The following is a 25,710-nucleotide window of genomic DNA, read 5'->3' as shown; positions in this document are numbered from 1 at the left end:
TCAACGGAGGACAAAAGAGAGGCGGTTATATACCATCTGATTTTAGGTATATGAAACCGACTGCTCACCCGTAGAACAAGGCCCGCAATTCATATCGAGAAAAAGACGGAAGCGGTTCAGGCATCCCGCAGCTTCTAGCTTTTGGATAGGGTTGTAAGAGGCAGTGCCCCTTATCAGAGGCCCCACCTAAGCGAAGATAACTACAGAAAACACCATGAACTCAGCACTCCCGTCTTTCAAATTTTTTACATAGGTAAACTCTTGTTGATTAGAATACTCGAAAGAGTCGAAACTATGCAAGATAATTTTTTGGTTTTTTTCGAATAGTACCAAGAACATCGATAATTGAAAAAGGTGCTTCCATTCGGTAAAATATTTTTTAACAATAACCAAAATCATTTAAGAATGTGGGGGATATCGCATGCTGGATGCACGCATCGTCAAGTTGGCGGAAAATTTGTTGAGCCATTCGGTACGTCTGAAGGAAAAAGAAACCTTGTTGATTGATATTCGTGGCGAAGGCAACGCTTTGGCCAAAGAATTGGTCAAGCAGGCGTACGCATTGGGAGCTTTTCCCTTCGTACGGATTTTTGATCCGGCAATCCAACGCGAGCTGATGCTTGGTGCAAGCGAAGAGCGTGCTACCCATCTCGCTAAATGGGAAGAGACAATGTACAAAAATATGGATACGTACATCGTCATCAACGGTCCATCAAACGACAGTGAGATGGCAGATGTTCCCGTGGAACGCCGTCGTGCGCAGCAGACTGTGATGCAGGAATTGTATGACTACATGACCAACAATGTACGCTGGACGCTGCTTAACTACCCGACAACAGCTTTGGCTCAAAATGCTAACATGTCCACACAAGCTTTTGAAGACTTCTACTTTGACGTATGTTCACTTGACTATAAAAAGATGCACGAAGCCTTCTTGCCTTTGCAGCAATTGATGGATCGCACGGACAAGGTGCGTCTCGTGGGACCGGGAACGGATCTTCAATTCTCGATCAAGGACATCCCGAGTGTCATCTGCTCCGGGCTTCGCAACATTCCGGACGGCGAGATTTTTACAGCACCTGTGCGTGACTCCGTGAATGGAACCATTACATACAACGCAGCAACCAGCTATATGGGCACGAAATTCGAAAATGTGTGTCTGAAGTTTGTAGACGGAAAAATCGTCGAGGCGACTTCTAACAACACGGAGAGACTCAACCAAATTTTCGATACGGACGAAGGAGCGCGCTACATCGGGGAATTCGCAATCGGCGTGCATCCGTACATCCTGCATCCGATGAACGATATCTTGTTCGATGAAAAAATTGCCGGCAGCTTCCACTTCACGCCAGGCCGTGCTTACGACACCGCCGATAACGGCAACCGCAGCCAAATTCACTGGGATATGGTAAACATCCAGCGTCCCGAGTACGGCGGCGGCGAAATCTGGTTTGATGATGTGCTGATTCGCAAAGACGGTCTGTTCGTTTTGCCAGAGCTGCAAGGACTCAATCCGGAAAACTTAAAAGGGTAAGTTGGTATAACAGGGTCATCATGCGTAGCATGGTGGCTTTTTTGTTGGTTAAACGTAGCTGTGGTGAGGGAAGAAGCGCATTTCCAGTCTACGCTTCGGCCTCCGCCCCGCCAGGGGGATTGACTGCACGCTCCGGAATAAATGGCGGGAGCGCTTCAAACGTAGACGTTTCGGGGAAGGGTTTCATAAGTGAAGCTGAAATTCCCCGCCATTTATTCCGAAGCTGGGTTGGGCTCCAGAGGCGCTTGGACTGGAAATGCGCTTCTTCCTACGCGGCTTTTGGTTAACTTCTTGTAAGTTGATTCATGTTGATGAAAGTTCTAAGACTCCCTTGAATAACTTCCAAAACGATGTAAAAGCATGAAGTAAACACAAGCTGTACGTAAGCACTGTCACATGTCTTCCCCCGACCACAAGCGTAAGATTATTATTTACTTTTTATATAAAAATGTTTGTAAAGTTCAAATTTTGGTTGTATACTTAATATAACAAAAAGTATAAAAAGTAACTCAAGGGGGAATTTTTGTGAAACTGCTTAATAAAAAAAGCTGCTTACACGCCTTTTTTACATCAGGTCGAATCGATTTGGAATACCGCGGTTGTGAAGGCTGCATCACACAGTTGCTTGAAACGGGACAAAAGGAAGAGGTACCCGGGTTTGATCAGATGCTAGTCGATATATGGCTGTACCGGTAGTCGGGCAGGACAGACGAGCATCTCTGGCTTCCTTTTGCTACAATAAGAAAAAAGCATGGAACAGAGGGATTAGACGTGAGCCGCAAAGATTGGATCGAATACATCGTCAGTGAAGAAGACGCGGGCATGAACGTGGAGCAAATCGTCCGGCAAAAGCTCAACGTGTCGGGCCGTATGATGCAGCGGCTGACGAGAAGCAAGGGGATTCTGCTCAATCGCAAGCAGCCCTTCCTGCAACGGCAAGTAAAAGCAGGGGATAACGTTGCTGTTCGGGTCATCGAGCGACAGGAGCAACCGTCCGGGCAGCCACGGCATGATACGAAGCCTGAAGGGGCGACAACACCATTACCGTCCATCGACATTTTGTACGAGGATGACCATCTTTTGATTGCAAACAAACCGGCTGGCATGATGGTGCACCCGGTCAATCAGGAGCAGACGGATACGCTGGTACACGCACTTGCTGCCGTACTTGCTGCGCGTGGGGAGCAGGCGAGCGTACACCCTGTGCATCGGCTGGATAAGGATACATCAGGTGCTATTCTCGTGGCCAAAAGCAGCTATGGTCACCAACTGGCTGACAAGCTGCTGCGCGAAGGGGGCATTCATCGCGAGTATCTTGCGGTTGCAAGTGGTGTGTTAACAGAGGGGTCTGGAACGATTGATGCGCCAATCGGCAGGGATGCGCGCCATCCTACGAAGCGCCGAGTCGTGGAGAGCGGTGATCCTGCCATCACGCATTACGAGATACAACAGATCTCTGAGGGTATGACTCTTGCTCGCGTCTGGCTGGAGACGGGGCGTACCCATCAGATTCGCGTTCACTTTGCCCACATCGGACATCCGCTTTCTGGCGATACGATGTACGGGGGAGCGAGAGGATTGTTACGCCGACAGGCTCTGCATGCTTCGAAGCTGTCTTTTTTGCATCCGCTTCTCGAAAAGGAGATTGTGGTTGAGGCACCGATACCTTCTGATCTGAAACGCTTGATACAAGCGGAGTTTAAATAAGCACGGCCATAGGGACTTCTACGACAGAAGTCCTTTTTTCTGTGCAAAAGTCCCCCGTGTGTCGAACAGTCCGCAGTTGAATAACGTAACAGTGTTATGTTACATTGTTTTTGGAGGTGCTTCACTTGGACACAAATGTAATCTCGAAGAAGGACCTGCTGGAGCTGACAGGTATTTCGTACGGACAGTTATACCGTTGGAAACGAAAGAACTTGATTCCAGAGGAGTGGTTCATTCGCCGAGCGACTTTTACAGGGCAAGAAACCTTCTTCCCGCGCGAACAGATTTTGGCTCGAATCGACAAGATCCTCAATATGAAAGACGACTTGTCGCTGGATGAATTGGCGGATATGTTTTCACCGAATATGAGTGAAACGTCGTTGTCCGCAGAGGAACTATTGGCACGGCTACCTCTTTAGAAGTGTTTAACGTTTTTCTCGGAAGCTTACGGACCTTTACCTTTCAGCAGGCACTGTACGCCTATGTGTTAGAAAAGCTTTTGGCAGCAGGAGACTTGAGTGTAGAAGAAGGAGGCGGTTTGCTGCAGGTACTGGCTAGTCACTATCCCAAATTCGAAGGGAAGCCTTGTGAGCTGGTCTTTATGCGCAAGATGGGGATTTCCACGTTCGTGTTGGTGTCTGGCTCTACTGAAATGTATTTTGACAGCGGTGTAAAGGTAGTGTCGCGGCTGATTCTAGCCAATTGCATTGAAGAATTAAAAGGAAAATTTATGTAGGGGGAGATACCATGCAGAACGAGAACAATAACAAGCCGGATTTGATCTTTCATGGGGCAGTAAACGCTACGGGTGGCGTATACAACAAAGTAGATGTGCAGGGCTACGGCAAGATCAATGGGAGCGTAGAGTGCGAGACGCTGCATTGTGCGGGTCATGTCAGTATCGCAGGCGATCTCACTGGCTCTTCGGCAAGAGTCGAGGGCAATGCGTCGATTAAAGGCAAAGTGAAGATGGATATGTTGTCCGTATACGGTCAGCTTGATGTTGCGGACGACTTGAATTTTACGAAGCTAAAAGTCGGTGGCAACGTCAAGGTACAGGGCAATATGGCAGGCGAAGATGTAAAAGTTCTCGGTTCATTGAAAACAGGAGGGGATTGCGAAGCGGAAGTGTTCCGGGCAAACGGTGCGTTTAGTATCGGGGGACTGCTGAATGCGGGGCGTATCGAGGTACTTCTGCATGGCAGCTGTGAGGCAAAAGAAATGGGCGGAGAGCACATCGAGGTGCGTCGAACAGGGCTCAGCACCTTGAACAAACTGTTAAAGCATTTTCTCAATAATACCTTGTCTGTAGAAACGATTGAGGGAGACGAAATCTATCTGGAAAACACAAAGGCCAAGGTCGTTCGTGGCAACAAGATCGAGATCGGCCCAGACTGCGAAATTGACCTGGTAGAATACAGCACAGATTGTAAGCAAGACCCAAGCTCCCAGATTAAGACACTGACAAAGCGTTAATATTGGAATGAGAAAAAATCGAATCGGAAACTGCATGCAAGTATTTACATGCATGCGTGCTCTTTATATAATGGGTTTGGAAAAAAATGAAAATGCAAGTAATTGCTTGCTTGGCACGGAGGTGCGTTATGGATCACCCAGATATAGAACAGAAGCTGGGGGGGAGAGGCGAAGAGGAACAGGAAACCCGTGAGCGAATTTTATCGGCCGCACGTCAGCTAATGGCACAAAAGGGATACAAGGGAGCAACGACACGCAAGATTTCTGAGCTCGCAGGGGTTAATGAAGTGACCGTTTTTCGTCATTTCAAGAACAAGGTAGGTATCTTGAAAGAGCTTCTGACTGAAATCATGGATGTTCGAGAGCAGCTGGAGCAAGGGTTGCAAGGCGAATTCGCTGATCTTAAGGAAATGCTGGTCAGCTACGCACGAACGTATTACGGCCTGTTGGTTGAACGCAAAGAAATTCTCATGATTTGCATGATTGAAGCGGATAACCATCCGGAAGTCATTCAGTTGTTCAGCAGCCTGCCAATGACCGCAGTCGAGGTATTGTCCAACAAGCTCATCGCGTTCCAGGAGCAAGGGCATTTGCCAAAAGTAGATCCGTGCACGGCTGCTCTTATGTTCGTCTCCACCTTCTTCTATGCCTTCATGGCGAAGTATCGGGTCAATCTCGATCTCGAAATGGTAGAAGAAGAGCTTTTCGAAAATGCTTCTGAAATCTTGCTACAAGGCATTAAGCGATTCTAAATAAACAGCATAGTTACATAGGGGCGGAGGAAGTCATGAAGAGAAAATGGCTTGTATCTGTAATGATGATCGGATTATTGGCAACGACGGCTTGCAGCGAGCAACAGCCTGCTTCGGCACCCCAGAAGGAAGTGAAGCATGTCGTCGTTGCACCAGTGAAGAAGGAGCAGGCCGTAACCGTCACGGAGCTGTCTGGTACGCTTGCTCCATTGGAGGAAGCACTCGTCTCTTTTGAAGTAGGCGGTCGTATCGTGGAGATGAACCGTAAAGAAGGAGACACGGTCAAAGCGGGTGATGTACTTGCCCGCGTGAACGCCCAAGATTACTCGCTCCAAGTCGCCTCTTCAAACGCTGCAATGCAACAGAGTGCGGCAAACCTTAGCAAGGTAACCAATGGGGCGAGGGAGCAAGAAGTGACGCAAGCGCGATTGCTGGTGGAGAAGGCAACAGTGGCTCTCCAAAAAATGCAGGATGATTTCAACCGAATTGAACAGCTCTACCAGCAAAACGCCATCTCTAAAAGCGAGTATGAAAGTGCACAAAATGGACTGACGATTGCGCAAAAAGATTTGCAAAACGCACAGCAGTCCTATTCGCTGGTCACCCAAGGGGCTCGTGTGGAAGACAAACAGTTGAGTCAGGCTGTTTTCAATCAGGCGGTCATTGCCAAAGAAGTGGCAGCCAATACGCTTGCAAAAACTCAGCTCCGTTCGCCGATTAACGGGACGATCATCGCCAAGCTCTCTTCTGCAGGGAATTTGGTCGGCTCAGGTACCCCCGTTTATCAAGTCGGCAACATCGACACGTTAAAAGTCGTATTGCCAGTCCCTGACCGTGAGATTTCTTCATGGAAAGCAGGCGAGACGATCTCCCTTGACCTGTATGGACAAAAAAGGGATGGAAAAGTGGCAAAAATATTTCCTGCCACGAACCAAAATACCGGAACGATTGGTGTAGAGGTCCAAATCGCGAACCCAACGCGTGACTGGTTTGCCGGGCAGGTGGTGAAAGCGACCAAGACGGTAACAGGGCAGGAAGGTGTCTACGTACCAGTTGAAGCGGTCATCAGCAGAGGAAAAGATGACGCGCATGTCTTCGTCAACGCAGGCGGCAAGGCTGTCAAAACAAACGTAGTCATCGGTCAGATTGCCAGTGACAAGCTCGAAATCAAGAGTGGACTAAAAGAAGGGGACCAACTGATCGTCAAAGGGGTGGACCGTTTGTTTGACGGTGATCCAATCGAGGCGGCAGGAGGTACACAACCGTGATTAAGTACATCGTACAAAAGCGCAAAATCACGCTCCTGTTTTTCACCATGATTGTACTTGTAGGCTCTCTCAGCTTTTTTCAGCTGCCTAAGCAAGAGCAGCCGGATATCATCATTAACATGGCGACGATCACGACGATTTACCCGGGCGCTTCGCCGGAAAAGGTCGAGCAGGCCGTTACGAAAAAGCTGGAAGAAAAAATCAATGAATTACAGGGACTCAACTATATTTCTTCCTCGTCTTCCCTCGGAGTCTCTTTTATCATGGTGGAAACAAAGAGTGATGTAGACCCGAAGCAAAAATGGGATGAACTGCGCAAGAAGGTAAAGGACGCAGAAGCTGATCTGCCAGCCGATGCGAAACAACCGATCATCAACGATGATTTGAACCGTACGTTTGTCCAATCGTTTGCGGTCACCGCTGACACGCGCGAGGAATTGTACAGCATGCGGACCATGCTGAAATCGTGGAAAGAACAGCTACGGACGATTCCGAATGTTGCGGATGTACTGGTGGAAGGTCTACCAGAGCAGGAAGTCCACATTGAGGTCGATACGCAAAAGCTGAGCCAATACGGGATCACGTGGAGTCAGGTGATGATGGCCGTCAAAAAGGAAAATGAAAAAATCCCGCTTGGCGACCTGACCACAGAAAAACGGACCTATCAGCTCAAGCTGGCAGAAAGTACAGATGTGGAAGAACTGAACAACGTCATTATCTCCCGTTCACAAGAGGGCTTCCCGATTTATTTGAAAGACATCGGATCGGTCAAAATGGCGACGGAGACAGTCAAAACGACCTCCTATTACAATGGCAAGCCTTCGATCACGATCAGCGTCAACGCGGAGACGGGAAGTGATGTGCCGTCCTTGCAGAAGCGCGTAGACGAGATGATGGTTACCTTGGATAAGACACTTCCGGCAGGGGCCGAGAGACACTCCATTTATAGTCAAAATGAACGTGTGGATGAGCTTTTTAGCGACCTTACTCGGGAAATGATGATTGCTATTGTTGCAGTCTTGTTGGTTTGTGCACTCGGATTGAACCTGATCACATCGTTAGTGGTGGCGATGGCGATTCCGATTTCCTTGGCAGTAGGACTCATGTTCCTGCCTTCTCTGGGTATTTCACTCAACATGATCTCAATTGTTTCCTTGATTATTGTTCTTGGAATTTTGGTCGATGACGCTGTGGTGGTGAACGACAATATCGAGCGGCGATTGTCCGTACTGGGCGAAAAGCCGATGGCCGCGGCAGTCAATGGTGCCAAGGAAGTATCGATTTCGATTACGACCGCTACACTGGCTACGATTGCGTCGTTTGCGCCATTGATGTTTTTGAGCGGCAATGTCGGACAGTTCATTCGCCCGGTTCCAGCCATTATTTCGATGACGATGCTGGCGTCGATGGTCATGTCGTTGACGATCATCCCGATCTTTCGCCAATGGTATGAGCAACGAAGAAAGGCTGGCGTAGAAGAATATCGCAAGCCCGCTGGATTGTTAGGAAAACAATTGCTGCAGCTCACAAAGTGGTATGCGAGCAAGCTCATGCCGAGAATCCTGAAGCGCCCGCTGTTGGCTGGAATGATCGGCGTACTGATTGGGACGGCGGCATATGGATTGATACCGTTCACCCCTGTGGAATTGTTCCCGAATGATGATCGTCCGCAGTTTCTCATCGATATACGTCTCCCTGTGGGCAACAGCTTGGAGGAGACAGATCGAGTGGTGCGTGGGACTGCGGATTGGGTGTTGAAGCAGCCTGGCATCGAGACGGTAACTGCGTATGCAGGTGGCAGCGCCCCGAAAATGTTTGGGGGCGATACGGGTGCCGGAAGTGGCATTACCGTCGGACAATTAGTGGTTCGTTTCAATGAAAAAGAGACGAAGCTTGCAAACATGCTGGAGCCGTGGACGGAGGAATTCAAAAAGCTGTATCCGGAAGCGAGTATCCTGCCGAAGCAGCTGGAGGCAGGTCCTCCAGTGGGCAAACCAGTCGTGATTCGTTTGTACGGAGAGGATATTGAGACGCTGCGCTCATTTTCTGCACAAGTGAAAGACAAGGTCGCCGGTTTAGAGGGAACGTACAATGTGCAGGACGATTTCGGGGTAGAACGGTACACCTTGGAATTTGTCGTCAACAAAGAGCTGATGGAGCAAAAGCTCGTTAACTACACGGACTTGTCCACGACCTTGCGTCTGGTGAGCGAAGGCATTACCGTCAGCGAGTTTGATACGGGATCTGATCTGGTAGACATGAAGCTCTTCTTGCAAAAAGGCGAGGAAGACCCTGCGTTGCTGTTCCAGCGACTCAGTATCGCGAATGCACGTGGTGAGCTGATTCCGTTGTCACAGCTCGCAGAAGTAAAACCGACCTTTAGTACACAGACGATTCCCCATCGCGATTTGTCGCGGAGCGTGACGGTTACCAGTGATTTGAAAGGCCGAACTGCGACAGAAGTGATGGCGGAGATCAAGCCGATGCTCGATAGCATGTCTTTGCCAGAAGGATACCGCTATGAGATCGGTGGCGAAACTTCCGAACAGACCGATATTTTTATCGACATGGGTAAACTCTCGATTCTGGTCGTATTCTTAATCCTGATTTTGATTGCGATGCAATTCTACTCCTTGACTATTCCTGTACTGGTCACGAGTACGATTTACCTCGCCGTAGCGGGTAGCTTGATAGGCTTGTTCGTGACGCAGACGCCGCTTGGCTTTATGACCATGATGGGGATTATTGCTTTGGCGGGGATCGTGGTGCGTAACGGGATCGTGTTGATCGAGTTCATCGAGGAGGCTCGCCATACAGGCATGGAGCTGAAGCAGGCGGTTATTTCTGCGTGTGAGGCGCGACTGCGGCCGATTCTATTGACCTCCCTCACAGCCATTGCAGGTATGATGCCGCTGGCTATTTCGGGTGATGTCTTGTTCAAACCGCTTGCGGTTACCATTATTTCCGGCTTGGCATTCTCGACACTTTTGACCTTGATCGTTGTGCCGTCCTTCTATACAGTTCTGACGCAGCGCAAGATCAAAAAGCTGGCGAAAAAAGCCGCGAAGCGCCCCGATTTGTATGGGCCTGATGCGGAAATGTTATAGTTGAGAGAGCAGCGACGACCTTTTTGGGAGGTTCGTCGCTGTTACTTTTTTCTCTCTATCCTGTCGTATGATATGATAGAATCAACATTCACTGTCAGTAATAGAGAGAACGCAGTATAGGAAGGGAGTGTCCAGGATGCAACAGCCACAGCTTCTTCATGAAGAAAAGGTATTCAAAGACCCTGTTCACCGCTACGTCCACGTGCGTGACAAATTCATTTGGGATTTGATCAACTCGGCAGAATTCCAGCGTTTGCGCCGAGTCAGGCAACTGGGCACCAGTTTTTTTACCTTTCATGGTGGAGAGCATAGCCGTTTTAACCACTCGCTTGGTGTATATGAACTGATGCGCAGAATTTTGGAGACGTTCGAAGGGCGAATCCAGTTAACCTATGAAGAAAAGTTATTATGCCTGTGTGCGGCTTTGCTCCACGATGTGGGACATGGTCCGTTTTCCCATTCGTTTGAAAAGGTGTTCAAGTATCACCACGAGGATTGGACGCGTGCCATTTTGCTCGGAGATACCCAAATCAACCGGATTCTTCGCCGTTTTGATGAGAGCTTCCCGAAGAAATTGGCAGAAGTGATCAACAAAACGTATGACAATAAACTCATTGTCAGTTTAATTTCCAGCCAGCTCGATGCTGATCGAATGGATTACTTGCTGCGCGATGCCTACTATACGGGTGTCAATTACGGTAATTTTGAGATTGAGCGAATCTTACGCGTCATGCGACCGCAGGAGGATGGCATTGTCTTTAAGTTCAGCGGGATGCATGCTGTCGAAGACTACATCATGTCTCGCTATCAAATGTACTGGCAGGTTTATTTCCATCCAGTAACACGAAGTGCGGAAGTCGTTCTGTGCAAAATTTTTCAACGGGCGAAGCTGCTGTTTTCCCAAGGCTATCCGTTCATGCAGGAGCCTGTCATGCTGTTGCCTTTCTTGCAGGAAAAGGTGGAGCTCGCTGACTATTTGGCGCTCGACGAGTCGATTATTCTTTTCTACATGCAGCTATGGCGCAGAGAGCAAGACCCTGTGCTGAAAGATTTGTGCGCTCGTTTTTTGGACAGGAATCTCTTTAAATACGTCGAATATAATCCGAGGGATTTCCGCTTGCTGTCTGAGCTCAAAGAACTATTTCAATCTGCCGGAATTGATCCGATGTATTATTTGGAGGTAGACACGACCTCCGATCTTCCGTATGATTTTTACCGTGCCGGAGAAGAAGAGGAGCGCATTCCAATCATGCTCCAAATGCCTTCAGGCGAACTGGTCGAGCTGTCACAGAAGTCAGAGATTGTACAGGCCATTAGCGGAAAGCGGCGCTTTGATTACAAGCTGTACTTTCCATTGGATAAAGTCATGGCTTTGCCGGGGGATCTCTCCCGTAAGATTCGAGAACGTCTGGGAGTGATGGAGGATGCTTAATCGTCACGCCAAGATCATACGCCTGATTGAGATAGTCGGCGAAGTGAGCGGGCGAAAAAAATTGCAAAAGATGGTGTACATAGGAAAACATCTGGAGATGGATTTCGATGAACGCTACGAGTTTCACATGTACGGCCCTTATTCGGAGGAACTGACGCTCAGAGTGGATGAGCTGTGCAACATGGGGCTTCTGGATGAGCAGATGGAGAGTAAAGGTGCCATTCATATGTATCGTTACTCCTTGAACGAAACCGGCCGTGATTTTCTAAAGTTTCATGAGGTAGACTTCGGTAGCGGAGAACGTGCGATTTTGCGTATGAACGAGGAGAATTCCCGTTTTCTCGAGCTGGTTTCTACGATTCTGTATTTTAACCATTTGCCGTATGAGGAAATGAAGGGCAAAATCTTTACGTTTAAGAGCAAGCAGCGCTACACCGAAGAAGAGATTCAAAAAGGGCAGGCATTTATTGAAGAACTGCGTACGTTGATGAAGGAAAACGGCGGAACGGCACTTATGCAGTAGGTAACATCATACAAGGACAAGCATGGCGTACAAACTTACAAGAGTTGTGGTACGTCTATTTTTTTTATCCATCAGTCAGTCCAACAGGGCTGGCTTTTTTTGTCTCAGTTCGGAGCCGCATAATACAGGCATCGTTCTTTGACAAGTACATAGGCGTGAAAACATATCAATAAGTGGAAGGAAGATGGACTTGCGTAAAATCAAGCAATGGTGGATGTGGATTGCGCTCGGTGTAGTTATGCTGGCAGTCGGATTAAGTACGTGGGGTACAGCCAGTGCGCATGAAGTAAGAGTGGTATACGTCTATAGTGATAGCTGCGGATATTGTACGGAGTTTGGTCCGACATTCGAGAGAGTCGTGAAGGAGTATCCACCGGAAATAATCCAACGACTGGATATCCATAAGCAAACAGAGCTGGATGAAGCTCTGCGACTTGGTGCAGCAGTGACTCCCACCGTCTTTGTTGTTGAAAAGGGTGAGGTGGTGGACAAGCTGGAAGGAGCCGTACCCGAAAATAGGTTGCGAAGCTTTTTGCAACGAAATCTAAATCGGACCCTTTCTAAAAATGGATAATATAGGTAAAATATCCGGTAAAGAGGGGGTAATTCCATGAACAAACGAGCAATGATAGCGTACCTACTAGCAGCTTTACTAGTATTTGCAGGATTTACTGGAGTTGCTGACGATCATATCGTACAAGCTGCTGCGTCGACAAAGGATTACGCTTCTCATACAGCAAAGGCAGCAATTGATTTTGGTGTACAGAAGAAATATTTATGGTTGGATAGCAAGGGGAACTTTTATCCGAACAATCAAATGACGCAAGGGCAGTTTATTGCGAGCTTAGTAGCGATACGTGGATTGAAAGATGTAGCACCGGTACCACAGCTCCCTGTCGGACACTGGGCGAAGCATAGCTATGAGAAGGCGGAAAAAGCGGGGATTTTGGCGGGAGTGAAGGTTGATCCGAACAGGCTGTTAACGAAAGAAGAAACCGCGGCGCTGGTGTATGCTGCTTGGAAGCCGATACGAGGTGAAAAGAATCCGAATTTAACGAATACTGGCGCCTTAATTACTTGGGGATGGATGAAACCTGCTCCTAGTGGTCAGCCCAAATTTCGCGAGGATTTGCCTGTGACGCGAGGGGAAGCTGCGGAGATTTTGCGTTATTTGTGGAAGGATAAATGGCAGCTTGAGCAAGGGGCGAAGTATGCCGCTGAGTTTCATAAGAGTTTGAAGGTCGTGAATGGGAAGATTAGTGGGAAAGTGCCTAAGGGTGATAGTAATTTTATGATAAAAGCAATGTTCATTACTAAACAAGAAGGGATAGAAGGTTTCTTAAATAGCGAATCTTTTAACATTCCGTTAAATAATATAAGTTCTATGACTTTTAGCGTTATAAATTCCAATGACTCAACTGATGCAGGTATATACTGGTATACTAAACTACCTAATTTAGAACAAACCAATAACACCCGAAAATTTTATCAATAAAGCAAAGGGTGGAATATTAATGCAGATACTTTTTAATAGGCACAGAAAATACATTATTTCTGTGTTTGTCTTTTTCCTACTATTTAGTTTGTTAATTACTCCTCCAAATTTTGTAGATGCTTCACCTAATTATCATAAGATTAAAGTTGCAACTGTTGATTCAAATAAAGAACTTGCACCAAAAGGAAATTTTTATGTACTTCAGATTGCAGGTATTGACGGACAGCTAGGTGCAACCGTTTCTCAAATTGAAGTAGATCGAGAAATAGACAGTAATAGAGTACTGGGCTTCGCGGATATACACAAAAAAGCAGACAGAGGATGGTACTTTGTAGACGAAAGTGAAGCGATTTACTGGATAAATAAGTTCGGTGGTAATTCCAACTATATCCTAGGAGGCTCTGCAAATGTGTATAGCAAGAAGGTTTCCAGTAACGAAGTACCAAACTTCGAACCCTACCAAGCCTACAACCTCGCAGAACTAGCCTCCGCCTCAGGAGGAGCCGGCTACACAAAAGGAGACAACCTCGTCCCAGACGGTAAAGGCGGATACATCTCAGTAGGCCACTTCCGCACAACCCCACAACCCAGTGGCGGCGTAACAACTGATAAAACCAAATACGAACTCAACGAAACAGTTGAGATCAATGCAAATGCCACGGACTTTTCTTACTATGACCGCGGCATTTTTGTATGGTCTTTAAGTGTAATCAACAAGACAACAGGGCGCGGATACAAAAGTATCTTGTCTAATGAAAAATTTGGCGATCCAATTAAGACTGTTCCCGAGGTAGACGAGAATAGCAGTCCGCGTGGCTACAAATGGACCTATACAAATACGGAATATAAACCGACCGAGCCAGGTGTGTATGAGGTCTCGCTGACCATCACAGATTTGCATCAAAGGAGTCGGCAGGGCTCGCCCAGCATAAATGCTTCCCAACCATATACAGCACAATTCACGGTAGGTAATGTAAAACCGGAAGAGCCCAAAGAACCTGAAAAACCCGATCCGGGGCCAACGTGTTCGATTGCGTCTACGAGAACGAAATTGAACATTCAAGTTGTAGGAGACAAGGATATTAAAGATTACAATTCCGTTGCAAGCGGCGGTTCAGATATCGTTGTAGAAAAAAATGCCGATATCACCGTGTTTGCCAATAAACCAGGGAAGTTCACCATGAATGGAAATCCCATGAAGAATGGTGTGGATGGCAATAGAAAAGTCGGAATAGGAAGCATTGGGAGTAGCGGAAGGGTAAAAGTCGTTTACATCAGTGATGATGGAACAGAATGCTGGGAGAAATATTTTAGAGTAGAGTCGCGAGATGGCGAAGACTCATGCCCAATCGTTACGCTGGCGGCATCTTCAGTGAGAAACGGTGAAACCATTGAGATTATGCCGTTTGATACGCTTTCGTTTCGTGCCAAATACACAACCAAATACGGTGACAGCTCAGACGCTTCACTCAAGTGGGACGTAACACTTCCGAACGGAAAAATCTATACCTTGCCAGTTGAGGAAAATGACAATGGCAGATGGCGATCCTATCATTCCCCCACCTTAAAGCTTCCGTACGGGAATGTTCATGACCCGTATGATGTTCAGTTTGAGCCAGGAAAAACGTACAAACTGAAGCTTAACTTCGATGGGACACAGTGGAAGGATCGGCCCGAATGCGATTGGGAAATTACGATCGTAGTAAAAGATGCCTCCTGCACAATAGCGGACCAGAAAAAGGTTAAATTCCTGGTACACAGCGAGCCGCCTCTCCCATTTTCTCCAGAAGGCGAACTGATGAATGGATCAGCCAGCTCGGGGTATACACTGACAGACCCGATATATATCAAGTACTTTACTCAGGTGGGAGACCAATACGATACCAATCTATCTTTTTCATCGAAGGTATCCGGCACCTGGTACTTAAAGACTCCCGGAGGAAAAACAGTGCTAACCGACAAACTGGCGGTGGACGAGCAATTCAGGCTCATGCTGCCAGCAAGTGTAGATGTTGGCGATGAAATCGTATTGCTGTTCGAGTCGGAGACGGGCTGCACAGGTGAGGTGCGATTTTCTATTGAATCTGACCAAAAATGCCGGGATATTTTGGTGTCTGTAGAAATGGATCTGAAAAACCAAAAGTGGAGCAAAGAAATAAAACGTGGAGAAACCATTGAAATAGCAGCAGATGAAATTCCAGACGGATATCGTTTTCGCATGTTCTTGTCCGAGGATAGTCGCTTTTCGATGAGATGGTTCGATCCAGCCACAGGAAACTGGGAAAGAAAGCGAAATGGAAAAGAACTGGATGGGTCAAATACCTCTGGAAACGGACATTGGGTGTATTTTCCTGAGGACGAGAACGATCTTCTTTTGGAAGGACTGTACAAGGTGCAATTTTATTCACCCAAAAGTGAAGGATGCGAAGGTCACTACTTTGTGCAAATCGGCAAAGGCACACCAAAACCGGATGGAGAGAATCTGCTGATTGTGAAATCGAGCTTTCAAATGAATCCGAAGAGCCCACAAGCAGCGGGAACCGAGGCGACGATTACTTTCGACGTGAAGAATGCCGGAAAATTAACGCATGATACGAAGTTGGCGATTCGCTGGGCTAGCTCGGATAAGGAAACCAGCTTGGACGTGAAAGGCTTCAAGCCAGGTGAGGTACGTAAGATTAAGGTGCCGACGAAGTATCCGCAGAAATCCGAGGATTTCATTGCCCATATCAACCCTGCCAAATCCATGCCGGAAAATGAAACAATCTGGACAGACAATCGTGCGACATGGCCCGTAAAAATTGTCGGTGGAGAAGTTCCCGAGCCGCCAGATGGTGGAGGCGATTATGATGGAGGCGAGATTGGTCTGGAAATTTACGACAGTGACCGTCGACAGCTACAAAAGCTGCCGCTACATGTAGACGGTGTGTGGGAACGTGAGCCTGCTACGATTCGTGTGGTTATTGATCAGACGAAAATAAACGAAGGCTTCCAAAAAACAGAGCAGGAGCTCAATCAGAAAATCGCGGAATTTAAATCACAATTGGAGGGCTCAGTCAGCGGCGACAATATTAAAAACGTAACTGTCACTGCGAATCCGGGGTGGATTTCGGATGCCAAGAGCATGGCTGTCTATACGCCACCACAGCTGGATCTGAAGCTGACAGGTCCTGGAGCGCCGATGCAATGGCAGGTAAGCAGTGCATCTACAGGCACAGAGGTTGTGTACACGGGAACTACTGTCCCCACGCAGACGACTTGGCGCCAAGTACTGCAATCTCAAAAGTACAAAGCGGAAATCAACGGCTTTGTCATCGTGATGGATTATCGTGTGGATTTTGACCTGTCTTATGAAAGCTGCTCGACGAACGACAAAGACGAAGAGGTGTGTGAACCGCAAAGCTTATCCAAAACGATGGAAGGGCGCTATACCATTACGGTAAAAGGGGGAGAGCGCTCTTTTGAAGTATTTGAGCCAAATGCGACAGGCTCCATTCGCCATACAGCAGAGTGGGCAGCGTACCATGCCAGAGATCGTTATCCAGACAGTCAACCTAACGATTACTACGCGGGGGAGCGCATTTTGACGCAAGTGGAGCTGCAGGATCGACACCGCCATCCAGTGAGCAACCAGTTCCCCGTGATTACATCTGCGCGAGCGTGGATATCAGAAACAGGCTTGCGACAAACACCGTTACAGTCGTCGTTGTCTTTGCAAGTCAGTACTCCCCAGATCTGGAAAGGTCCTTCTTATTCTGCTTCCAAGCTCGGGACTCGTGAAGAGGGTGTCGATACACCTTTGATGGGGGATAAGCAGTATGGTTTTCAAAAGGATGCGAGCTACGCTGTCTATTACTCCGTTTCCTTTCGTTTTGACGTGAATAAAGGCTTCTCCTATCTAAATAAAGCTTCAGGACAAGGGCACGAGCTGCAAGATTATCATTCTCCTTTGCGTATCATTGCAAACGCTTGGGAGCGACAAGGAATCCGCAACCATACGACTCAGTAAAAACATTTGCACCCCCTCTCTGTCTTTTCCTACTGTAAAGGTAGAAAAAGGGTGAGGGGGATTTTTGTGGGAATAATTGCAAGGCGCTTGTTTAGCGCACTTCTCCTATTCGCATTATGCTTGGGAAATACAGTCGGGCAGGGCTGGGCAAAAGAACGGGCAGAGGAACAGGAGCTATTCGTTGAGGAAGCGTGGGCTTGGATCGAAGAGGGAGAGGTGCGCTTTCAAGCACAATTATCGGATACGCCTAACCGAATCGAGATGTCCGTCAATCAGGACAGCGGCAGCAAAACTCGCTCTTTTCGCGAGGAGTCTCAGATTTCCGTCGCAGTAAAGCCTGTTGATGATAGCCCAATCCGGATCCATATTTTCATAGAAGATTCAGAGGAACCATTGAGTATCTGGGAGCTACCGTTGCCTGAACACGTAGAGCTGACAGAAGAAAAAATAAAAATCAAAAAGGCGCCTTGGGACGAAAACGCTGTAGAACAAGAAGAACAGCTAGAGCTGATCGAAATCGCGACTGAGAACGAGAACGAGAACGAGAACGAGGAAGAAACTCCAGCTCCGCAAGAAGATACAGAACAGGACCTGAAGGATGGAACTGATGAAGAGCTTTCCCGGCTGGCAGAAGAATTTTATGAGTATTATTCAGGTGAGAATAAGCCAGACGAAGTGGAACTGCGCAGTAGAGAAGCCCGCTTTGAGGTAGAGCCGAACGACACCATGGGAAGCAGATCGGACTGGCTTTTTGATGGGAAGGATAGCCACGGAAAAATAAGCAGCAAAGATGATGTTGATTTTTGGAAAATAAAAGGAACAACGAATGGGCAGATGAATATATCCCTCAGAGATATTCGGGCAAACGAAGATTATGATTTATATGTGTATGATGAGGAGGAGCGGGAGCTTGCTCGTTCAGAGCAGCATGGAGATGAGCCGGAGTTAATCGAGGGGCTAGCTCTCGAAAAAGACAAATGGTATTACATCAAGGTCATTGGAAAGCAGGGCTCGTTTTCGAAGGCTTACTACTACCGCTTGCGAACGGATTTTTTCGCGGATCAAGGAGGTGGTAAGGCAGATGGATATGAGCCGAATAACACAATGGCAGAGGCGTACGAGCTAGATACATACAACCGAAACCTCGTTGGAAGTCTTCATTCAAAAACGGATGTGGATTTTTATAGCCTTTCCTTCAAGCTCTCCTCTACTATAGAGGTCTCTCTCAAGGAAATACCTACTGGAATGGATATGGACGTCTATCTCTTAGATGAGTCAGGTAAAGTAGTAGCTCAATCCGAGAAAGCGAAGAACTCAGACGAACGCATTGTATTTAATGCTTATCCTGGGACATATAAGGTCAAGGTAATGGCCAGCAAACGCTCAGGATTCACCACCAACTCGTACAGTCTGTTTATAGGAGACAGAACGATTCCAGTCATATTAATCCCGGGCGTGGGAGGTTCACGACTGGAAGTAGAGCAGAATGGAAAGAGATCGGAAATATGGTTGGGTCTTGGTGATAGTCTCATTGGCATTAATGATCCCAAGCATCGCAGGCTGCTCGCCCTGGAGCCGATTAAGCCAAATAGTGTAGATGTACAGCCAGTGGTCCGTGATGCGACCATACACCCGGAAGAAAATGATTTTTATGCGATCGAACATCTTTCCTATGCGCCGTTTTTAAAAGGCGCTACCGAACAGTATTACAGCATGGTAAAGGAACTGGAGAAGGCTGGGTACAAAAAGCACCGCACCTTATTCGCCCTACCATATGATTGGCGATACAGCAGCACCAAGAATGCCAAATTTCTAAAGGAAAAAATCGACGCTGCATTAAAGGCAAGTGGAGCCAATCAGGTGCATTTAGTTGCGCACAGCATGGGTGGGCTCTTGGTAAAGGAAACACTTTTATCTAATGTCTCTTACCAGCGCAAAGTAAATCGCGTCGTGTATATGGGAACACCGTTCCTTGGTTCTCCGAGGGCATATCAGGCTCTTAAGCACGGATACAATTTTTCGATCCCTTGGCTGGATGAGGAAACAGGGAAAGTGATCTCCGAGTATGCACCTGCTGTGTACGAGCTGCTACCCTCCCAAAAATATTTTGAAAGTGTTGGCTTCCTCAAAAAGAGTAATATTCAGTACTACACCTATGATGAATTTTTGAAGGACAAAAATATTCGCCTCGACTATACGCCGCTGGTCAAGCATGGCGGCAAAATGCATGAGAAATGGGACAACAAAACGATGAATGTTCCACAGTATTCCATCGTGGGAACAGGTCAAGTAACGCTACTCGGTTACTTTTATGATTCCTTTTATAATGAATGGTCCCCGATTCTTGATCCAGGCGTTGGAGACGGTACCGTTCCGTATATGAGTGCCAATTACGCCCAGAAGGATATGATAAAACGCTACTACATAAAAGGTGAGCATGCCAAGCTACCGACCATACCAGAAGTCATCGACCAGGTAACGCGGCTGTTACAGGGAGATGAGGAATTACAAACAGGATTGCGCAATGCCCCGGACCAAAATGCCGACTACCTGTACTACATCATTGCACAAGCTGACAAGACTTTCCCTGAAGTGACGATAAACAAATCAGGCCATACCTTTACTCTCGACGAAAATCAAAAGGAAGTACGGGAAGACTTGTCTATCGAATACCATGATCGCATCGTTGTCATCCATGTACGAGACGGTGAAGACCTGGAATTCCAGCCTCCTGTAGTAAATGTGGGAGAGGAGCCAGCACGCTTCCTGATCAAGCGTTTTTCGTCAGAGGATTCGGAGCGTTACAAAGAAACGGGCAAACGTTACTTGCTGGATGAGCATGGACTGACAGAGATAGAACAATCTACGGATTCCAATGAAGTGTAGTCATTATTAGCAAAGGGAGTAGGACAATGGATGATAATTGGTTTGTCTGGCTAGTACTCGGTCCTTTCGTATTCTCACTGATGTTTGCAGGACCTCTCATCGGCCTGCTCATCGCAGCTTTCATTCGCTTTACAATAGGTTTTCGCGGCTGGATTATCTTTGTAAGTGTCCTATTGATCAGCTTTGTGTATTATTTGTTGATTGTTCCTTCTGACACGATGCTAGGGGAGCTGCTTGTCATGAAAGCAGCAATGGCGATCAATACAGCTGTCATAACCATACTGATCATGTGGGGCGTCGAAAAAGTCATCCAGCTCGTTAACAAAAAACGAAACACATAAAAAGCCGATGGATAAATAACTGGGCACATAGGCAAATTGCGTCACTGCACGTTTTTCGAGTAGAATAAAGGGAAGGAGAATGATTGTCTGGAGGTTATACAAATGGATATTTTTGATAATAAAAAAGGCGGCTTTACCATCATGAGTGGAAAAACCGATGTACACGGGGGCTTTGGTCAAGGTGTACTCGACCTGAATGCTGTGTCCTCGGTCATTATCGATGGGGACGAAGCGTACATTGACATGGGTGCCTTGCATGCCAAAAGTTCAGTAGAAAAGGGCATCAAATGGACGATGAATAAAGAAGAAGTACCAAATGGAAAGCCTTACTGGCTCGTTTGGGTAACGGTCGATCGCAATGAAGCAGGTCCTTACTATGCAGGGGCAACCGCATGCTACATGGAAATCGATCGGGAAGCGCGTAGAGGCTACAAGATTTTGGCTGATCACGTGAATCGGATGGATTACTCCATGAAGAGACGGATTATGCTGTCCGATTTGGCCGAGAAGGAAAAAGCTGCTCTGAAAAAGCTTTTGATTGATAATAGCGCAGAGATGTACGAGAATTCCACCGACGAATTAAAGCAAAATTTGTCCTAAAGTTGGAAATCGTGAACGGTCTGTGAACAAATCGTGAAATCAATTGTTCACAGAATTGAAGTCAGGTAAACTTATTTCCATATCTGTGTACATGTACACTAGGTCAACAAACAGGGAGAGAGCCGTCACTCTTTCCCTGTTTGTCATGTATTTCTTTCCATTGATCATAGTTTTTGGGATGTCGCGGAACACTAATGAGGATCGAACCAAACTGTTTGACGGAAGGGGCGGTACCCATGGGAGAAGATCTCCGTGGTAATGAACAATCGCATGATCATTTTGTGAAGCACGGTGGCGTCCATTTCCGCACACACGTGACTCCTACCGAGATAAACAATTTTATTCGCAAGCTTCCAGCTGGAAAAAGGGACAGCTTGTTTGAAGTATTGGAGCAGCTCGATCATGCTGGTCTGATTAGTATCGTAAACGACCACGTTTTTACAGATGGGGATGGCGTCGTGGGTGGCGGAGAAAATCAGAACACGCAAGGTTAATACGTATGTCAAAAAGGACGTTACTCTTCACTGAGTACGTCCTTTTTTTCATTTATTCATTTGGCTTCCACCAGCTGCCCATACGCTGCCAGAACGTAGAGGGGTCTGGCGGTTTCAAAGGTGTCGGTGTCTCATTTGTCGGGATGTGATCCGTGCAGTAATCCTGTGGCTCTGTTCCACTGGCGAAATAAAATAACTGGGGCGTAGGACAATGCTCAGTCGCCAATTTTCCAGAAGCAGGATCAATATAGACAGAAACAACACCGGCTGGCATGTCAAAGAGTGCAGGAGGCTGCCCTTTGAGCGCACTTTCCATGAACTGCGCCCAGATTTTTTTGGACAGATAGCCTTCCTTTACATCATCGACCTTTTGATTTTTGTCGTACCCTACCCATACGGTCGATACGAGCTGTGGAGTGAAACCACTTAGCCAAGCGTCATAATCCGTTGATCCGGTTTTACCCGCGACAGGTCGGTTCATTTCGCCAGCGACGCGATATCCCGTACCCCCTTGTTCAAATACGCTTTGCATCATATTGACTAAGAGAGCAGAAGCAACTGGATCTGCTACCTGTGTTTTTTCTGTTTTTTCTTCGACCAAAATGTTGCCCTCGCTGTCCTCGATGGAGGTGATGGCAATGGGCTTCACCGCTTCTCCCTTGTTGACGATCGCCGCATAAGCAGCGTTTAGTTCAAAAGGAGAGACAGGAGAGGTCCCTAACGCCAGGGAGGGGACTGCTTGCATCGAACTTGTGATGCCTAGTTGTTTTGCTTGATCGACGACTTTTTGGGGCCCCAGAAAATCAATGGTTTTGACCGCATAAATGTTGTCTGAGGTTTTGATCGCTTCACGCATATTGATCATGGCGTTTGCATATCGTCCACCAAAATTGCCGGGGATGTACTGTTTATTATTGTCGTATGTAAAAACAGTCGGTTCGCTTTTCATTAAAGTGAGCGGTGTATAGCCATTTTGCAAGGAAGATAAATACATAATCGGTTTAAAAGAGGAACCGGGCTGCCGCTTGCCAAGCACGCGATTGAACTGGCTCACCTTATAGTCTCGTCCTCCTACCATCGCTTTGATATAGCCGGTAGCAGGGTCCATGGCGACGAGAGCTACTTGTAGGTTCGGATTGTTTTTCGGCAAGACGGAGGCTACGATATCCTCTGCTTTTTTTTGCATGACTGGATCAAGAGTCGTGTGGATTTTCAGACCGCCGTGAATAAATTTTTCTTCTTCAATACCGTATTTGTTTTTCACTAAATTGGCGATGTAATCACGGAAATAAGGAGCTTGCTCGGCTATATTTTCGGTTGTGCGCTTTTTCAGCTTGATCGGCTCTGCATAGGCTTGATCTACTTCTTTTGATGTCAGCATGTTATCACGTTCCATCGCATTCAGAATGAGCTTTTGTCTGGCTTTGGCCCGCTCGAAATCGACAAATGGTGAATAATAAGTAGGACCTTTCGGAATACCGGCGAGCATAGCGCTCTCAGCGACGGTCAAGTCTTTGGCGTCCTTGCCGAAATAAGTCTGGGCAGCAGCTTGTACACCATAGGCTGAATGACCGTAATAAATTTGATTCACGTACATCTCTAATATTTCATCCTTGTTGTAATTCAGTTCAAGCTGAATCGCAAGCAAGGCTTCTTTGATTTTTCGTTCCCATGTCTTGTCCAAACTAAGGTACAGGTTTCTGGCTAGCTGTTGGGTAATCGTGCTGGCTCCCTGTCGCATGTCCATGTTAATGACGTCGACATAAGCGGCCATCGCCAAGCGCTTCCAATCGAAGCCGAAATGTTCGCGGAACGAACGATCCTCGATGGCAATCGTCGCGTCAAGCAATGCTGGTGAAATCTCTGCAAGTGGCACAGAAATCCGGTTCTCGCCACGGTGCATCGTATCCAAAACCTCTCCATTGGAAGCATAAATCGTAGTGGTTTGCTTCACGAAGGCTTCCGGGAGTGGTTGCGAGCGCAAGTACAAAATAAGGAGCAGGATGGCGAAAGAGAAACATAATAGGCTGAGAATGACAAATTTTACGAATTTCTTGGCCCAACGTAAATAACGCATTAATGGGGCTTCGCGCATGACTTCCATGTGTGCATCTCCTCCTCTCTGCGGTTGAATAAATAAAATAGGACATACTACGTTACTAGTAGTATGGGTCGCTTGCAAGCTGGTTAAACTTTCCTTGTCAGAAAAATATCTTGCAATTTGAAAGACAGCTACTATAATTTTCTTGTTATATTGTATTTTCATGCGGTTAATTGAAGGAGGTTACATAGCCATGAACATGGAATTGTGGTACACCGAAAAACAGACGGAAAATCACGGGATAACAACGAAAATTACAGAAACCCTATACAGTGAGAAATCCGAGTTTCAACAAATCGACGTTATTAATACGAAGCAGTTTGGTCGCATGTTAGTGCTCGACGGCATGGTTATGACTACCGATGTCGATGAGTTTGTCTACCATGAAATGATTTCTCATATCGCGCTGAATACACATCCAAACCCGAAAAAGGTTCTGGTTGTAGGCGGCGGCGATGGCGGTGCTATTCGTGAAATCGTAAAGCATGCGTCTGTAGAAAAAGCAGTTCTGGCTGAAATCGACGGTGGCGTCATTGAATCTTGCAAAAAATATTTCCCTGAGATTGCGAGTGCGTTGACAGGCAATCCGCGCGTTGATGTACAAGTAATCGATGGTATTAAACATATCCATGACCACAAAGGTGAGTACGACGTGATCATGGTAGACTCTACTGAGCCAGTTGGACCAGCAGTAGGTCTGTTCGAAAAAGGCTTCTACCAAGGCATTCACGATGCGTTGAAACCAGACGGAATCATGGTTGCCCAAACCGAATCTCCTTGGTTCAACCGCGATCTGATCAAGCGCGTGTTCAAAGACCTGAAATCGATCTTCCCGGTTACTCGTCTGTACACTTGCAGCATCCCTACTTATCCATCCGGACTGTGGAGCTTCACGATCGCTTCCAAGCAACACGATCCGTTGGAAGTAGACCCAGCGAAAATCAAAGATTTGGGCACCAAATACTACAATGCGGAAGTTCACCACGCTGCTTTCAAACTGCCAAACTTTGTGGCTGAGCTGACTCGCGACTAATCGGAGGAGGACAACCCCTATGCGTTTTGACGAAGCATACTCTGGCAACGTCTTTATCCGTAGTCACGGGAATTATGAAGAAAGCCAAGCGGTTATTTATGGCATGCCGATGGACTGGACAGTTAGCTTCCGTCCGGGTTCTCGTTTTGGTCCTTCCCGTATTCGTGAGGTTTCCATCGGTCTGGAAGAGTACAGCCCGTACCTGGACAGGCTGTTAGAAGACATCAAATACTTTGATGCCGGCGATATTCCACTTCCTTTTGGAAACGTGGAAGGAAGCCTGGATGCGATCCGTACATTCGTGGCAAAAGTATTGGAAGATGGCAAGTTCCCATTGGGTCTGGGCGGAGAGCACTTGGTTTCCTGGCCAGTATTCCAAGCGGTTTATGAAAAGTACAAGGATATGGTCGTCTTCCACTTTGACGCGCATACCGACCTGCGTGACAACTACGAGGGCTACGAATACTCCCACTCTACCCCGATCAAAAAGGTATGCAACCTGATCGGCGGCAAAAATGTTTACTCTTTCGGTATCCGCAGCGGTATGAAAGATGAGTTTGAGTGGGCAAAAGAAAACATGCATCTGTACAAATACGATGTACTGGAGCCAGTGAAGCAAGTGCTGCCTACCATTGGCAACCGTCCGATCTACCTGTCGATTGACATCGATGTATTGGACCCTGCACACGCTCCGGGCACAGGTACTACAGAAGCAGGCGGCATCACGTCTCGTGAGCTGCTCGATACCATTCACTTCATGGCAAACAACGGTGCGAATGTCATCGGTTGTGACCTGGTGGAGGTTGCTCCTGTGTATGACCACAGTGAAATGACGCAAATCGCGGCATCCAAAATCGTTCGCGAGCTGCTCTTGAGCTTTGTAAAATAAGAACCATCTGTTGAATAAGCCTCCGGTTTTGTAAAGGAACCGGGGGCTTTTTCCGTATAGATA

Annotated in this window: 19 protein-coding genes and 1 pseudogene; 19 read left to right on the top strand and 1 reads right to left on the bottom strand. The window is 47.2% G+C overall.

Going from position 1 to position 25,710, the window contains the following annotated elements; all coding sequences use genetic code 11:
- Nucleotides 1-421: 421 nt before the first annotated feature.
- The 17 genes and pseudogenes from AB1L17_RS23760 (at nt 422) to AB1L17_RS23680 (ending at nt 21,624) form a co-directional block, all read left to right on the top strand.
- Nucleotides 422-1,534: an aminopeptidase gene (locus tag AB1L17_RS23760; RefSeq protein ID WP_412847569.1), complete on the top strand. Its 1,113-nt coding sequence runs from the start codon at nt 422-424 to the stop codon at nt 1,532-1,534.
- Between the two features lie 525 nt (nt 1,535-2,059).
- Nucleotides 2,060-2,230, top strand: coding sequence for a hypothetical protein (locus AB1L17_RS23755; protein WP_412847570.1), 171 nt, complete (start codon nt 2,060-2,062; stop codon nt 2,228-2,230).
- 75 nt (nt 2,231-2,305) lie between these two features.
- A complete protein-coding gene (locus AB1L17_RS23750) occupies nt 2,306-3,241 on the top strand; it encodes an RluA family pseudouridine synthase (protein WP_412847571.1) in 936 nt (311 codons plus the stop codon).
- 125 nt (nt 3,242-3,366) lie between these two features.
- A pseudogene (locus tag AB1L17_RS23745) lies at nt 3,367-3,977 on the top strand (YhbD family protein).
- A gap of 11 nt (nt 3,978-3,988) precedes the next feature.
- Complete coding sequence (locus AB1L17_RS23740) at nt 3,989-4,717, top strand: cell shape determination protein CcmA (RefSeq protein ID WP_412847572.1); 729 nt, start codon at nt 3,989-3,991, stop codon at nt 4,715-4,717.
- 128 nt (nt 4,718-4,845) lie between these two features.
- Nucleotides 4,846-5,469: a TetR/AcrR family transcriptional regulator gene (locus AB1L17_RS23735; RefSeq protein ID WP_412847573.1), complete on the top strand. Its 624-nt coding sequence runs from the start codon at nt 4,846-4,848 to the stop codon at nt 5,467-5,469.
- Nucleotides 5,470-5,504: 35 nt separating this feature from the next.
- Entirely contained in the window at nt 5,505-6,737 is a 1,233-nt protein-coding gene (locus AB1L17_RS23730; protein WP_412847574.1) for an efflux RND transporter periplasmic adaptor subunit, read from the top strand.
- Nucleotides 6,734-9,844: an efflux RND transporter permease subunit gene (locus AB1L17_RS23725; RefSeq protein ID WP_412847575.1), complete on the top strand. Its 3,111-nt coding sequence runs from the start codon at nt 6,734-6,736 to the stop codon at nt 9,842-9,844. Before AB1L17_RS23730 ends, AB1L17_RS23725 begins: the two co-directional genes overlap by 4 nt.
- 136 nt (nt 9,845-9,980) lie before the next feature.
- Nucleotides 9,981-11,276 carry an HD domain-containing protein gene (locus AB1L17_RS23720; RefSeq protein ID WP_412847576.1) on the top strand — a complete coding sequence of 432 codons (1,296 nt, stop codon included), beginning with the start codon at nt 9,981-9,983 and terminating at the stop codon, nt 11,274-11,276.
- Entirely contained in the window at nt 11,269-11,799 is a 531-nt protein-coding gene (locus AB1L17_RS23715; RefSeq protein WP_412847577.1) for a YwgA family protein, read from the top strand. The genes AB1L17_RS23720 and AB1L17_RS23715 overlap by 8 nt, the downstream gene beginning before the upstream one ends.
- Before the next feature lie 184 nt (nt 11,800-11,983).
- Nucleotides 11,984-12,373, top strand: coding sequence for a thioredoxin family protein (locus AB1L17_RS23710; protein WP_412847578.1), 390 nt, complete (start codon nt 11,984-11,986; stop codon nt 12,371-12,373).
- 36 nt (nt 12,374-12,409) lie between these two features.
- The gene (locus AB1L17_RS23705; protein WP_412847579.1) at nt 12,410-13,294 is read left to right on the top strand and encodes an S-layer homology domain-containing protein; all 885 of its coding nucleotides are present in this window, start codon (nt 12,410-12,412) and stop codon (nt 13,292-13,294) included.
- A gap of 409 nt (nt 13,295-13,703) precedes the next feature.
- A complete protein-coding gene (locus tag AB1L17_RS23700; protein WP_412847580.1) occupies nt 13,704-17,303 on the top strand; it encodes an ABC transporter permease in 3,600 nt (1,199 codons plus the stop codon).
- Nucleotides 17,304-17,369: 66 nt separating this feature from the next.
- The gene (locus AB1L17_RS23695; protein ID WP_412847581.1) at nt 17,370-20,189 is read left to right on the top strand and encodes a lipase/acyltransferase domain-containing protein; all 2,820 of its coding nucleotides are present in this window, start codon (nt 17,370-17,372) and stop codon (nt 20,187-20,189) included.
- A gap of 26 nt (nt 20,190-20,215) precedes the next feature.
- On the top strand, nt 20,216-20,530 hold the full coding sequence (locus AB1L17_RS23690) for a hypothetical protein (RefSeq protein WP_412847582.1): 315 nt from the start codon (nt 20,216-20,218) through the stop codon (nt 20,528-20,530).
- Nucleotides 20,531-20,632: 102 nt separating this feature from the next.
- Nucleotides 20,633-21,130: a YwhD family protein gene (locus tag AB1L17_RS23685; protein ID WP_412847583.1), complete on the top strand. Its 498-nt coding sequence runs from the start codon at nt 20,633-20,635 to the stop codon at nt 21,128-21,130.
- Between the two features lie 236 nt (nt 21,131-21,366).
- On the top strand, nt 21,367-21,624 hold the full coding sequence (locus tag AB1L17_RS23680; protein WP_412847584.1) for a hypothetical protein: 258 nt from the start codon (nt 21,367-21,369) through the stop codon (nt 21,622-21,624).
- A gap of 52 nt (nt 21,625-21,676) precedes the next feature.
- Here AB1L17_RS23680 and AB1L17_RS23675 read toward each other — a convergent pair whose 3' ends face one another.
- Nucleotides 21,677-23,728 carry a transglycosylase domain-containing protein gene (locus AB1L17_RS23675; RefSeq protein WP_412847585.1) on the bottom strand — a complete coding sequence of 684 codons (2,052 nt, stop codon included), beginning with the start codon at nt 23,726-23,728 and terminating at the stop codon, nt 21,677-21,679.
- A gap of 196 nt (nt 23,729-23,924) precedes the next feature.
- On the opposite strand from AB1L17_RS23675, the gene speE reads away from it, so the two are divergent.
- On the top strand, nt 23,925-24,758 hold the full coding sequence (gene speE, locus AB1L17_RS23670) for a polyamine aminopropyltransferase (RefSeq protein ID WP_088911020.1): 834 nt from the start codon (nt 23,925-23,927) through the stop codon (nt 24,756-24,758).
- A gap of 19 nt (nt 24,759-24,777) precedes the next feature.
- Nucleotides 24,778-25,647 carry an agmatinase gene (gene speB, locus AB1L17_RS23665; RefSeq protein WP_390300869.1) on the top strand — a complete coding sequence of 290 codons (870 nt, stop codon included), beginning with the start codon at nt 24,778-24,780 and terminating at the stop codon, nt 25,645-25,647.
- Nucleotides 25,648-25,710 lie beyond the last annotated feature (63 nt).

The organism is Brevibacillus jepli (genome assembly GCF_047229145.1).
Taxonomy (GTDB): domain Bacteria; phylum Bacillota; class Bacilli; order Brevibacillales; family Brevibacillaceae; genus Brevibacillus.
This window is presented reverse-complemented; position numbering and strand designations above follow the sequence as displayed.